Source organism: bacterium (genome assembly GCA_024228115.1).
Taxonomy (GTDB): Bacteria; Myxococcota_A; UBA9160; order UBA9160; family UBA6930.
Genome location: JAAETT010000355.1, coordinates 1 through 12,751, shown reverse-complemented (window position 1 = coordinate 12,751; position 12,751 = coordinate 1). Strand labels below are relative to the sequence as shown.

Below are 12,751 nucleotides of genomic sequence, written 5' to 3'. Positions count from 1 at the left end.
TCCGAATAGAGCCTTGAATCAATCGCACTGAAGTGGCCTTGTTGGGTGTCGGTGGAGAAGCCTCGTAACTCCTTCATCTCACACTCGCAGGGCCATTTCAATGTCCGGCCTTCACCTCAATACGACGGATTGGAGCTAGCTGTCGAGCGATCCAGCCCAGCGCTCCTGCAGCTCGCCGATTCCTCGTCCGGTCGTTTCCTCGAGCATGCCGATCGCGCGAGGGTCTTCGAGATCCTGGGCTTCGAGCCGCACCTGGAGGGCACGAGCCATCGTGTAGGAAGGGCTCGTGATGTCGAGATGGCGCACGCGGGTGCGCCCGGTTTCACGGTCCAGGATGTCGCCCAGGGGGACGGGATGGATGCCATTCCCCTCACGGGTGATCATCACGGAATGGGTGCCATCGAGTAGGCATCGCACGGCGCCGGCACCGAGATCTCGGGTGTACTCCGCGTCGAAGGCATTGGGCGCGACGCAACGGAGTTCGTAGCCGACATCCTTGGCCACCATCGTCACATTCTGGCCCAGATCCTTCAGCCCCTGCTTGACTCCGGAGACCAACAATCGACCCAGTGGCAGCTCGGCGAGGCGGACGTGGCCGTGTTCGTCGCGCGGAAGCTCAGGCAGCTGCTCGAGATCGTCGGGATGCAAACGCTCGCCAATCCCCTCGGCAACGACGGCCACTCCGTAAGGGCGATGAAAGGCAATTCGCTTCACGACGGACGCCTCGATTCGTCGCTGCACATCGGCCAGCCGGATCGGCCCCTCCGGGAACTCCTCGCTGACGATCGCAAGGGTCGCACCGGCAGATTTCGCTGCACCGAGTGCGAGGTGCCCGGCGGAACGCCCCATCATCACCGTCACATACCAACGGCCTGTCGTTCGTGCATCTTCCATCAGGTGGCTGAGGATCGTTGCGCCGGTTTCCCGGGCGGTCTCGAAGCCGAAGGTCGGGATGCCTTCGGGAAGCGGAAGATCGTTGTCGATCGTCTTGGGCACATGCGCCACACGGATTGCGGGTCCGGCTTCCTCGGCGACGCGCATGGCGGAATAGCAGGTGTCATCACCACCGATCGTCACGAGCTGGTCGATGCCGATCTTGCGCAACGTCTCGACGACGCGGCGGAGATCCTCCGGTTTCTTCGTCGGGTTGGCGCGCGAAGTCTGGAGGATCGAGCCACCCAACAGGTGGACCCGCGACACCGTACCGATGCTCAACTCGGTGCAGTGATCGGTCTTGCCTTCCATCAACCAGCGAAATCCCTCGAACAGGCCGAAGACGCGGGCACCTTGGCGTCGCGCATAGATGGCCGCGGATCCGATCACGCCATTGATGCCAGGAGCCGGCCCGCCGCCCACCAGAATTCCGATCGTCGTCATCGTGTCTGCCTCCGCGAGTGTGTCGAGCCTGCTAGGGTGGCGCATTCTGAACAGGGGAGACAGATGGATCGTCCGCGTCGGGGACGAAAACACCTGATTGCCATGGTGGGGCTTCCTGCCCGCGGAAAGACCTTCACAGCCCGCAAGCTGGTCGGCTACCTCTCCTGGCTCGGCTACCCCACCCAGGCGTTCAACGTAGGGGAGCATCGCCGCGTCACGGTCGGGCCGGGCCAATCCCACGAATACTTCGACCCGGCGAACAAGGATGCCGCCCGGGAGCGGGCAGGTCTCGCCGAGGATGCGCTCGATGAGGCGTGCGGTTGGCTGCGGCAATCAGGCCGGATCGCCGTCTACGATGCCACCAACTCGACCCGGGAGCGGCGTCGCTCGATCCGGGAGCGCGCCGAAGCGGAGGATTTCGAGCTCCTGTTCGTCGAGATCGTGAACGACGATCCGGCGATCATCGAAGCCAATTTGAGGGAGACGAAGCTCCGATCCCCGGATTATGAAGGTGTCCCCGAGGCCCAGGCCCTGGCCGATTTCGGCAAGCGCATCGCCCACTACGAAAGTCAGTACGAGACGCTCGGGGAGGATGAGGGTGCATGGGTCCGGCTCCGGAATCGGGGCGCCCAGGTCGTGATCAATCGCGTGTATGGATACGTCGTCGGGAAGGTCGTCTTCTTCCTGTCCAATCTCCAGGTTACGAACCGGCCGGTCTGGCTCACCCGCCACGGCCAGAGCGTGTACAACGTGCAGGGCCGAATCGGCGGGGACGCATCGCTCTCCTCGGCTGGCGCGGAGTATGCCCAAAGCCTCGCCGCCCATGTTCGCGATTCCTTTCCCTCGGCGGCGAACCTCGACGTCTGGACGAGCACGTTGCGTCGAACCGTCCTGACGGCAGAGCCGCTCGGCTTGCAGACGGGCTCCTGGAAGGCGCTGGACGAGATCCATGCGGGAAGCTGCGAGGGCATGACGTACGCCGAGATCGAACGCTCCATGTCCGGCGAGTTCCACGCACGCAAGCGCGACAAACTCGAGTACCGCTATCCGCGCGGAGAATCTTATCTGGACGTCATCCACCGCATCGATCGGGTCTTGATCGAGCTGGAGCGCTACCGCACTCCCGTTCTGGTCGTGGCCCATCGCGCCGTCCTGCGCGCGATGGTGGCCTACTTCCAGCAGTTGCCGATCGTCGAGACTCCGCATCTCGACATGCCCCTGCATACGATCATCAAGCTCACCCCGACGGCCTACGGCTGCCTGGAAGAACGCGTGCCGTTGGCGCCGCAAGTGGAGAGTTGAGTGGGCGCCGAGATCGACCGTTCTCGGCCGGGATCCGTCGATTGGACCGAAACCCGACGTTTGATTCTGGCGGATCTCGAGGTCTACGCCTTGTGGTACCCGCGTTTCTCGGCGGATCGACCCGCATGGCAACGCCTCTTGTACGTCTTGTTCCGCACGGAGACGTTCGGTGCCGCGCTTCGCTACCGCCTCCAGATCCTGCTCTGCTCTCTCGGGCTACGCCCACTCGGAACGCTGCTGGCCAGTTGGAACCAGGCCCTCTCGAATGTATCGATCGGCCACGATGTCCGGATCGGTGGCGGGGTTCACTTCGTGCATGGTTTCATCGTGATCAATGGACGGACGACGATCGGAAAGAACGCGACGATTGCGCCCTACGCGACGTTGGGGCTTTCCAACTCGTCACGCGTCGTCTTCGGCTCTCCTGGGCCGACACTCGGAGACGATGTCTTCATCGGTAGCGGTGCGAGGCTTCTGGGGCCGCTCCAGATCGGTGATCGCGTGCAGATCGGTGCGAACGCGGTGGTGCTCGACGACGTTCCCTCGGATCACAGCGCGGTCGGAGTTCCGGCCCGGAGTCTTCCGCGCCGCCCCCACGCTTGACGCGGGGCTTCGCGCTTCCTTACTGGAAGAGCGCCTCGCAACCCGTTCCGGCCAGCACGGTATCGACCGTCGTGCGTTCGGCCTCGGAAAGCCCGGCATGCGCCTCGCGCAACCAACGCAAGCACTTCGCCTGGTAAGGGAAGGGCTTCTGGGTCCAGGGCTTGCCATCGATCTGTGTCTCGACCCGCTCCGCTCCCTGCTCGAGCGCTCGCGCATTGGCCAGCAGGAATGGCGGATAGACCCTGCCGACCTCGGACAGAAGTGCTCCGAGAGTCTCGGGAATGGCATCCCCGGAGATCCACGGGCCGGGCTCCAACCCGCTCAGGTCTTCCATCTTCTCGACCCACGCATAGACGCGCGGCGATTCCTCGATGGTGACCGCGACCGGTGTGGGATCGAAGAGCGCGAGCTGGGTGAGCTGGCCGTAGATTCCAAAATCAGCAGAGCCCGGGCGACCCCCCAGCAAGAACGGGAAGTGTTGCAGGTGTGCGTCGAAGGCCCGGAGAAAGCGCCGGTAGCTCTGCTCGATCACCGGCGCGGTGGTGTCGTTCGAACCCACGACCCACAGCCGCTCGATCTGGCGTTCGCGAATCATCTTGGAGACGGGCGCCAGCTCCTCGTCGGTCATGCTCGCGCTTCGCCAGAGCGGCAGGACGGCCCCGGCCTTCTCGATGTCGGCCGCGTAGTACCAGCGGTAGTGGAACATCGCCTTCGTGAGCCACTCGTCGGCGTAGTCCTCGACGAGCGCATCGAGGAAGCGCAGCACCGGATCCTCCGGAATGACGCTGCGCCCCTCGAATTCTCCCTCGAAGCGCCGGATCAACGGCGTCGAATCGGTGACCGCTACCTCGTTCCCGTCGTCATCCGGCAGGAAGAAGGTGGGCAGGAGCGGTACTTTCGGCTGGGGAAGGCCCTTGGTTTCCGGCGAGCCAGGCAGGAGCAGCTGATAGGGAATACGCCGATAGCGGAGCAGCGCCCGCATCTTTCGCGTATAGGGCGAGCCCGGTGCACCCATCAGCCGTAGCGACAAGGAACCTCCCATTTCGACCGTCTCGTCTTGGCTAGACGGCCTCGAAGAGGGACGCCAGCCCCTGGCCACCGCCGATGCACATGGTCACGACGCCGTAGCGCTTGCCCTGCCGCTTCAGCTCTCGCAGCAGCTGGCCTGTCATGCGGGAGCCGGTCATGCCGAAGGGATGGCCGATCGAGATCGAGCCGCCGAGCGGGTTGAGCTTCTCGTTCGGGATGTCGAGCTCGCGCTGGCAGTAGAGCAGCTGGGAAGCGAAGGCTTCGTTCAGCTCGACGATGTCGATGTCGTCCATCGTGAGGCCGTGGCGCTTCAGCAGCTTCGGAAACGCGAAGACGGGTCCGATGCCCATCTCCTCGGGGCCGCAGCCCGCAACGGCGGTGCCCCGGTACACGCCGAGGGGCTCGAGGCCGAGCTCCTTTGCGCGGTCGGAACTCATCAGCAGGGTCGCCGACGCACCATCGGAGAGCTGGGAAGCGTTGCCCGCAGTCACGGTGCCACCTTCTTCCGCCGGCTTGAACACCGGCTTCAAACCGGCCAGTGCCTCGACGGTCGTACCCGGCCGGTTGCACTCGTCCTGCTCGACCTTGAACTCTTCTTCGAAGGGCTCCTCGCCCTTCTTCTGGACGCGCCGGGTCACGGTCATCGGAACGATGTCCTCGGCGACCTTGCCGGCTTCGACCGAAGCGGCGTACCGCTCCTGGCTCTGCGCCGCGTAGATGTCCTGGTCTTCTCTGGAGATGCTGTAGCGCTCGGCCACGACTTCGGCGGTAACACCCATCGGGAAGTAGAGGCCGGGGAATCGATTCTTGGCCGTCTCGTTCACCATCCGACTGGTGTTCTGGGTGCCGTCCTGCATCATCGTGATGGTTTCGACGCCGGCGCCGATGGCGACCTCTGCACCCTCGTGGAGGATCTGGTGGGCTGCCATGGCGATGGCCTGGGAGCCGGATGAGCAGAAGCGGTTCACGGTGGTCGCGGCGACCGTCTTGGGGAAGCCGGCGGCCATGGCGGCAACGCGCCCCATGTTCATGCCCTGGCAGCCTTCCGGCATGCCGCAGCCGAGGATCACGTCCTCTACTTCTTCAGCGTCCAGGGCGGGTTGGCGCGCGACGACCTCACGCAGCACGTGAGCGGTGTAGTCGACGGGCTCGGTCATGTTGAACGAGCCGCGGTGGGCCTTGGTGAGTCCGGTGCGGACGCTATCGACGATGACGGCTTCGCGGGCCATGGGGGTCTCCTTCCATCCGACCGCTGGCTGGCCGGGGTGAAACGGTTCGTGAACGGCGAGGAATATTTGCATATCACCTGCCAAAAGTCACATTCTGTATCCGGAGTCCTCGACTTGACACGGGCCATGTGAATGAATATTCATTCGCTGCATGAAACGGCAGCCTGCCCAGGCTCACGACCCCCAGGACACCCGTGCAGCGATCGTCCGTGCAGCGCTCGAGCTGATGAGCGAGCACTCCTACGCCGGCACCGCTGTTCCGGAAGTCGCCACACGTGCGGGCGTGGCTGCCGGCACGATCTACCGCCATTTCACCGGGAAGGAAGCCCTGGTGAACGCCGTCTACCGGGAGTGCAAGCTTTCGATGCATCGCTGCCTGGTCGACGCGATCGCCGGAGCGCCCTCCCCCCGAGAGGGATTCCGGCAGCTGTGGCGCGGCCTCTGGGAGTTCTCACGCAAGCAGTCCGAGGCGTTCCGCTTCCTCGAGATGCATCGCCACCTGCCCTACCTGGAGCCCGCCAGCCGCGAGGTCTCGAACTCGGTGATGGAGGGCGTGGCCGCGTTCGTCCGCTCGGCCCAGGCGGAAGGTGCGATCCGTGAGGGCCCTCCGGAAGTCCTGATCGCCCTGGCCTTCGGCGCTTTCGTGGGCCTGGCGAAGGAGGCCGACGCGGGCCTCGTGCGTCTCGACGAGCACACGATTGCCCTGTCGGAAGAAGCGGTCTGGGGTCTGGTGCGCTCGTAGGCCGGCCTTACGCAACTCAAGGAACACGTGCGCGCCCAACAGGAGAACTCATGATCGAACCCAGCACCCTGAAAGACCGAACCGCCATCGTAACGGGCGCATCGAGCGGAATTGGCCGCGCGATCGCACTCACCCTCGGCAGCGCCGGCGCCCATGTCTTCCTCTCGGGCCGAACCCGGGAGCCCATGGACGCGACACGCAAGCAGATCGAGGAGGCCGGTGGTGCTGCAACCGTCGTCGTCACGGAGCTACGAGATCCCGCGCAGGTGCGGTCCCTCGTCGACGAAGCCGTGCGCGAGACAGGCCGGCTCGACGTGATGGTGAACAACGCAGGCCTCTCCTTCCCCGCAAGCATCGTGGACGGCGAACCCGAAGAATGGCGAGCCATGCTCGAGACGAACCTGCTGGCGTTGCTGGTGGGCTGCCAGGCGGCTGTGCGAGCCATGCGGGCGTGCAATGCCGAAGGTCACATCGTGAACATCTCGTCGATCGCAGCCCAACGCCAGGACCCGGGTATCTACGGTGCCACCAAGCATGCCGTCAACGCCATCTCCGCGACGCTTCGCACCGAACTCGAAGAGGACACGATCCGTGTGGTGAACGTGATGCCGGGCGCCATCGCCACGAACTTCGCCCGCAACTTCGATCCCGCGTTCTTGAAGGGCATCATTGCGATGTCGGGTGTGGACGTCGAAGTCAAGCAGGGCGAACGACTTCCGGACGAGGTCTTCGAGAAGCTGGCCGGGCCCATGAAGCAGACTCTCGGGGAGCCCCAGGACGTGGCCGATGCCGTGCTCTTCTCCGTCACGCAACCGATCAACGTGAACATCGCGGATATCAGCGTACGCCCTGCCAAGCAGCTCAATCTCCCGTGAGAGATCGCCGACTCGCGCCGGGCTGCGGCTCGGCGTGAGTCAGCGCGTTGCCGTGCGCAGCTCGGCTTCGGGCCGTTTCGTTCCCGCGGCAATGGCTAGGTGCTCGAATGAGCGCGCGATCGAGCGAGTGAACTGTCCGAGATCGGGCAGCCGATCGTAGTCCGCGTTGAAGCCGAAGCCGAATTTTCCGTTGTAGCTGACGACGCTTACCGCGAGCCCGATGTTCTCGATCAACGGTGCCAGGGTATAGAGCGAGCGCATCTCGGCGCCCAGCAGATAGAGCGGGAAGGGTGGCCCGGGCACGTTCGTCACGAGCATGTTCTGGGTGCCGGTGGATGCGCCCTGGATATCGAACGGGATCCACTCGTGGAGGGCCGTCACCATCTGGACGCCCACGGATTGACGGGAATCCTTCAGCCTCTGCGTGAGTTCGTGGATGCGACGCAGTTGTTCGAGAGGATCCTTCTCGTCGAGGGGGAGCCGCACGATCCAGGACGAGACATGGTTGCCCATCTTCTCCTGATCGCCCTTGGAACGCACGTTCACCGGCGCGCTGACCCGGAAATCCAGACCTTCCGGGCGGATCTGCCTGCGGGTCATCAGTTCTCGCACGGCTCCGGTGACGATCGTCAGTACGACATCATTGATCGAGCAGCCCAGTGAACGGCGAACAGCCTTGAATTCCTCGAGGGAGAGTTCGACCCAGTCGTGGACGCGATGGGGGCCGACCGGCCCGTTGATCGGTGTGTGCGAGGCAGCGACGAGCTTCATCTTCGCCAGGTCGCCGACCGCTCGCAGCCGCGAGGCGACCTCCTCGCCCAGGTCCTCGGTCCCGGACACGAAATCGCGCAAGCCCTGTACGGCGCGGCCCGGAAGGTCGAGCCGGCGGCGCCATCCATCTCGCCACAATTCCATCCCCGAAGGCCTGGGTCGCGGTACGAAACGGGGCGCATCGGTGATTTCGTAGTCTGCCGTCATCGAGTAGAGGCGTTCCATCAAGCCCATGCCCGAGGCACCGTCGATCATGCAGTGGTGAGCCTTCATCACGATCGCGAAGCGATTGCCCGAGATGCCTTCGACCACCCAGGTCTCCCAGAGCGGGCGACCACGATCGAGCGGGCGCTGCATGATGTCGGCCGCCAGGCGCTTGAGCTGCGCGTCGCTACCCGGGCGGGGCAGCGCGATGTGCCGCATGTGGTAGTCGAGGTTGAACTGGGCATCATCGACCCAATAGGGCCGGTCCTCTCCGGACATCCAGGCGAGTTTCTGGCGATAGCGCGGTACGTGGTGCAGGACTGCCGCAAAGCCCTGCTTGATCGTCGCGAAATCGATGCCCTCATCCGGAGTGAGCAGCGGGGACGCGTCGAAGATCATGATCCCGGAGCCGTGCATCGTGAGGGAAGGCGTTTCCCAATCGAGGAAATCGTTGTCCTGGGCCGAAAGGCGCTCGTAGTGGTAGTGGTCCATCCGTTCCCTCAGGCCGCCTGGGCGTTTGCGGCCGCGCAGAGCTCCCGGAAGCACTCATCCGTGAAGCGCACCAGGTCGTGCAGATCCGGGAGCAGCTCCCAATCCGAATTGAAGCCCCAGTGCATCTTCGACCCCCGGACGTAGAGGGCGACGCGCAAGGCTTGATCCGGAACCAGCGGCAAGATGGGGAAGGCGTCGGTCAAGCGTGCGCCGAGCAGGAAGCGATCCGTTTCCGGGCCGGAGAGAAGGGCGAGCGTCAGGTTCGAAACCCGGCTTGCCAGCAGGATCCGCGTGACCGCACCGGAGAGACCGGGCCAGAGCAAATCGGTTGCATCGGAGAACAATTCGTAACCGACGTGGGTCGAGGCCTCGAGCTCTTGCGCTACCTGCTCGAGACGCACCAACGGGTCCGGCTCGGTGATCGGCAGCTTTGCGACCATCCAAGCGAGGGCGTCGCCGGCGAGTTCCTCGTCGAGCAGGCCACCTGCCTGCTCCGGAAGAGCCGCACTCATATTGAGATCCCGCTGGTCGGCCCGGGGAATACCCCGCTGCTCGAAGAAGCGCCCCACTGCGCCGGCCAGCGAGGAGAGCGCCACGGCATCGAGACCGATGCTGCAACGTTCCGCCACCCTTCGAGCACTGTCTGCATCGGAGATCATCCAATCGAGACGCCGGTGGGGACCGATGCGACGATTGAACGGCGTCTCGGATGCCAGACCCGTATCGCGGAAACCTTCCAGGCCGTTGCGCAGTTCGTCCCAGCTGCGTTCCGGGTTCTGGCCCGCCTTCAACAGGAATCGCCCGAGTTGGAGCGGAGCTTCCATTCGTTGTGCGACGGAATTCCGCAGCAGATCCCGTCCGGAGGGTGCAGGACGCGGAAGCCAGACGGGCCCGGGCTCGGGCGGATCCGGATCGGCGTTGTCCGAGAGCAAAGCCTGGATCAACCCGATCTCCCACACGCCATGGGTGATGCATTGATGTGCTTTGACGATGAGCGCGAAGCGGTCGTCTTCGAGTCCCTCGACGACGTGCAGTTCCCAGAGCGGTCTTTCCTTGTCGAGACGTTGCGAGGCGATGTGACCGCATAGCCGCTTCAGTTGCCGCTCGTCCCCCGGGTGGGGGAGATGCGTGTGGCGCACGTGGTAGTGGAGGTTGAAGGTGGCGTCATCGACCCAGGCCAACCCTCCGCCGAGGGGTGCCCGCGCCAGGCGCTGGCGGCAGCGCGGCACCCGGTAGAGGCGGGATTCCACGAAGTCGCGGATGCGGTCGAACGCGACCCCGGCGCCCTGACCGAGGGGGCCTCGCTCGAACAGGAACGCCCCGCCCACGTGCATTTGAACGTGGGCATCCTCGAGATCGAGGTTCAGACGCTCGGACGCGGTGAGGAATTCGCTGTGACTCATGGGGCACACAGCTGCAATTGACGCGCCGGTAAGTGGGAGGGCTTGCAGCGCACCGCGTGCTGGGGCTCCTCCGCTAGCGGCATTCCGCCTCACCGGGGTGTCCGGTCGGGTCAGAAGGTCCCTGGAACCCCTATGGCGTGACGATCGGGAAGTTTGGCGCCATCGGGTCGAAGAGCGAGAAGAAGCCCATCAACTCGAGGCGGCTGCCTTCCACCTCGAGCTCGTCGGAAAAGACCATCTCCCGGAGGCCGGTCTGGCCCAGGAGCAATCTCAGGAAGAAGCCATGGGTAAGGCGGATGGTCGCCGCGGCATCCGCTGCCGGCTCGCGTTGCCAATGGTGGAGGACGGCGTTCTCGATGGAGAGAACGTGGCTCTCGTTCAGGTCCGTGAAGACGAGGTTGATCGTCACGTTCTCGTCGGAGGCATCCGGTCCATTCAAGCGAGCCGCCATCGCATCGAAGAACCGCGCCACCGGAATGTGTTTGACGAGTTCCGCGGCCCCCTCCAAGGGGCTGGGTGCGTCGGCCGGAGGCGGGCCATGTCGGAGCTCATAGGCACCCGACAGGTAGACGTCGCGCCAGGGCGCCGATTCTGCCTGGTAGCCGAGCTGGTCGTAGGTCCGCGCGAGAAGCGCTCGGGCTTCCGTATTCGCCGGCTCCGCGAAGACGAGATGGTCGAGGAGCATCGCAGTCCATCGGTAATCGCCGCGGTCGAAGGCTGCCTGGGCCTTTTCGAGCACCGGAGCGGCGCCGCCCATCGCCTCGACATAACGAGCTGCGGCGTCGGCAGGTGCCAACGGATCGAGGTGGGCTGGATTGGCGTCGTACCAGCCGAAGTAGGCCTGATAGACCGCCTTGGCATTGTGCCGCACCGTGCCGTAGTAGCCCCGGTTGCCTAAGTGGGGGCGAAGCGAGGGCGGAAGCTCGAGTGCATCCGCAATTTCCTGGGAGGTGTAGCCGGCGTTGGCCAGGCGCAGTGTCTGGTCATGAATGTATTTGTAGGTATCGCGCTGGCGCTTCAAGTACGTCTGGATGCGTTCATTGCCCCAGGTCGGCCAATGGTGACTGGCGAAGGCGACTTCCGCTTCACGACCGAAGAGTTCGAGGGCTTCGTCGATGTAGCCGCTCCAGCGCAGGGCGTCGCGCACCTTTGCGCCACGAAGGGTGTAGAGGTTGTGCATCGTACGCGAGACGACCTCGGCGCCGCAGAACGCCTTCTTCTCCGGGAGGTAGAACATCAGCTCGGCCGGAGCCTCGGATTCGGGTGCGTATTGAAAGACGAAACGCACGCCATCGAGGGTCATTGCCTGAGGCGTGCGGTCGATGACATGCGTCGGTGGCATGATCGTCGTATTCCCCCGGCCGGGTTCCTTGCCGAGGCCTGAATCGAGATGGCCTCGCGGGCTGCGGGCCAGACGAAAGCCGTACATGAAGGCGGCGCGTCGACTCATCGCCGGGCCTGCCAGGAGGTTCTCACTGGTCGCTTCATGCAGGAAGCCGGCAGGTGCGATGATGCGCATGCTTCCGGACGCGATCTCCTCACGTGAAACGATGCCAGACGTTCCGCCAAAATGATCGACGTGGCTATGCGTGAGGATCACCGCAGTGACGGGCTTGTTGCCCAGGTGTTTGCGGGCGAAGGCCAGGGCCGCAGCGCCTGTTTCGGCAGAGCCGAGGGGATCGACCACGATGAAGCCGCGTTCGCCCTCGATCAGACTCATGTTCGCGAGGTCGTAGCCGCGCACCTGGTGGACGCCAGGTGTGACTTCGAAGAGCCCATGCAGATTGTTCAGCTCGGCCTGGCGCCACAAGCTCGGGTTCACGGAATCCGGCGCCGGGCCCTCGATGAAATCGTAGGCCGGGCGATTCCAGACGAGGCGATCGCCGCTGCCGGGGATCTCGAGTACGTCCTCCCGGGCGACCAGGCCGCGGATCGCGTCTTCGCGGTCGGAGGAGCTCGTCAGCGGCAAATCCTTCACTCGCTGGTCGCGTATGGCCACGGTGGCCTGCGTGGGCGGCGTGTGGCCGAAAGCGTCGGCATCGGGATCGGAAGGCAGGAGGGTGTCGCTCTGGCCGCATCCGGCGAACAAGAGAGCCAGCGTGACGACGAACAGGGTGGGGGCGGGTCGCATCTCGATTCCTCCTTGGGGCGGCTGGCATACCAGCCTCCTGGGGACGGCTTTGTATACCACCCTCTGCCAGCGGATGTCCTCGTGCCAGTCCCTGGCACCAGCAGCGCATTTCGCCCTGGACTCCGGCGCGAGGCCGGTCGTACGCTTGGGTTTCGTACGGGAGGAGCCTCATGGCACGTTTCGTAAGCTACGCAGCGGGACAGTTTTCCTGGGTGGATCTGATGAGCAACGATCCCGAAGCCTCGAAGGCTTTCTACGCCGCGCTCTTTGGCTGGAAAGGGGCGGACAATCGGGACGACCAGGGCGGCGGCTACACCATGTTCCAGATGAGCGGTCTCGATATCGCCGGCATGGGTGTGATGAGCGAAGAGATGAAGGCCTCGGGGTTGCCGCCTGTCTGGTCGAGCTATGTAACGGTCGAAGATTGCGACGCAAGTGCGGCCCATGCGCGCGCTCTAGCAGGCTGCGGAAAAACCCCGTGCGGGTCCGCCAATCGGTTGGTACACGCATGATCAGGGGGTGAGAGATGCGCGGAACCGATCACGACCAGTCTGCGATGTTCAGCTACGTGTCGCCAGAAGCGCGAATTCCGG

At 64.4% G+C, this 12,751-nt stretch carries 11 protein-coding genes; 5 read left to right on the top strand and 6 right to left on the bottom strand.

The annotated features are described in order from the left end of the window. Window positions 1-135: 135 nt before the first annotated feature. Window positions 136-1,377 (bottom strand): 6-phosphofructokinase, encoded by a 1,242-nt coding sequence (locus GY937_15805; protein ID MCP5058171.1) that lies wholly within the window; start codon window positions 1,375-1,377, stop codon window positions 136-138. 63 nt (window positions 1,378-1,440) lie between these two features. Here GY937_15805 and GY937_15800 point away from each other — a divergent pair, with 63 nt between their 5' ends. Together GY937_15800 and GY937_15795 are read left to right on the top strand one after the other, a co-directional pair. Further along, complete coding sequence (locus GY937_15800; GenBank protein MCP5058170.1) at window positions 1,441-2,679, top strand: 6-phosphofructo-2-kinase/fructose-2,6-bisphosphatase; 1,239 nt, start codon at window positions 1,441-1,443, stop codon at window positions 2,677-2,679. A 90-nt stretch (window positions 2,680-2,769) separates the two neighbouring features. Further along, entirely contained in the window at window positions 2,770-3,282 is a 513-nt protein-coding gene (locus GY937_15795) for a serine acetyltransferase (GenBank protein MCP5058169.1), read from the top strand. A gap of 19 nt (window positions 3,283-3,301) precedes the next feature. On the opposite strand, the gene GY937_15790 is transcribed toward GY937_15795, so the two are convergent. Continuing rightward, window positions 3,302-4,324 carry a glutathione S-transferase family protein gene (locus GY937_15790; protein ID MCP5058168.1) on the bottom strand — a complete coding sequence of 341 codons (1,023 nt, stop codon included), beginning with the start codon at window positions 4,322-4,324 and terminating at the stop codon, window positions 3,302-3,304. A 19-nt stretch (window positions 4,325-4,343) separates the two neighbouring features. Beyond that, complete coding sequence (locus tag GY937_15785) at window positions 4,344-5,540, bottom strand: thiolase family protein (protein ID MCP5058167.1); 1,197 nt, start codon at window positions 5,538-5,540, stop codon at window positions 4,344-4,346. Window positions 5,541-5,691: 151 nt separating this feature from the next. On the opposite strand from GY937_15785, the gene GY937_15780 reads away from it, so the two are divergent. Further along, window positions 5,692-6,282 carry a TetR/AcrR family transcriptional regulator gene (locus GY937_15780; GenBank protein MCP5058166.1) on the top strand — a complete coding sequence of 197 codons (591 nt, stop codon included), beginning with the start codon at window positions 5,692-5,694 and terminating at the stop codon, window positions 6,280-6,282. Window positions 6,283-6,332: 50 nt separating this feature from the next. Further along, window positions 6,333-7,157: an SDR family oxidoreductase gene (locus GY937_15775; GenBank protein MCP5058165.1), complete on the top strand. Its 825-nt coding sequence runs from the start codon at window positions 6,333-6,335 to the stop codon at window positions 7,155-7,157. A 39-nt stretch (window positions 7,158-7,196) separates the two neighbouring features. Here the strand turns inward: GY937_15775 and GY937_15770 are convergent, their stop codons facing one another. From GY937_15770 to GY937_15760, 3 genes are all read right to left on the bottom strand, one after another. Further along, complete coding sequence (locus tag GY937_15770) at window positions 7,197-8,624, bottom strand: wax ester/triacylglycerol synthase family O-acyltransferase (protein ID MCP5058164.1); 1,428 nt, start codon at window positions 8,622-8,624, stop codon at window positions 7,197-7,199. Between the two features lie 8 nt (window positions 8,625-8,632). Continuing rightward, on the bottom strand, window positions 8,633-10,027 hold the full coding sequence (locus tag GY937_15765) for a DUF1298 domain-containing protein (protein ID MCP5058163.1): 1,395 nt from the start codon (window positions 10,025-10,027) through the stop codon (window positions 8,633-8,635). 130 nt (window positions 10,028-10,157) lie between these two features. Then, window positions 10,158-12,158 carry an MBL fold metallo-hydrolase gene (locus GY937_15760; protein MCP5058162.1) on the bottom strand — a complete coding sequence of 667 codons (2,001 nt, stop codon included), beginning with the start codon at window positions 12,156-12,158 and terminating at the stop codon, window positions 10,158-10,160. Window positions 12,159-12,328: 170 nt separating this feature from the next. On the opposite strand from GY937_15760, the gene GY937_15755 reads away from it, so the two are divergent. Next, window positions 12,329-12,670, top strand: coding sequence for a hypothetical protein (locus GY937_15755; GenBank protein ID MCP5058161.1), 342 nt, complete (start codon window positions 12,329-12,331; stop codon window positions 12,668-12,670). Window positions 12,671-12,751: the final 81 nt, after the last annotated feature.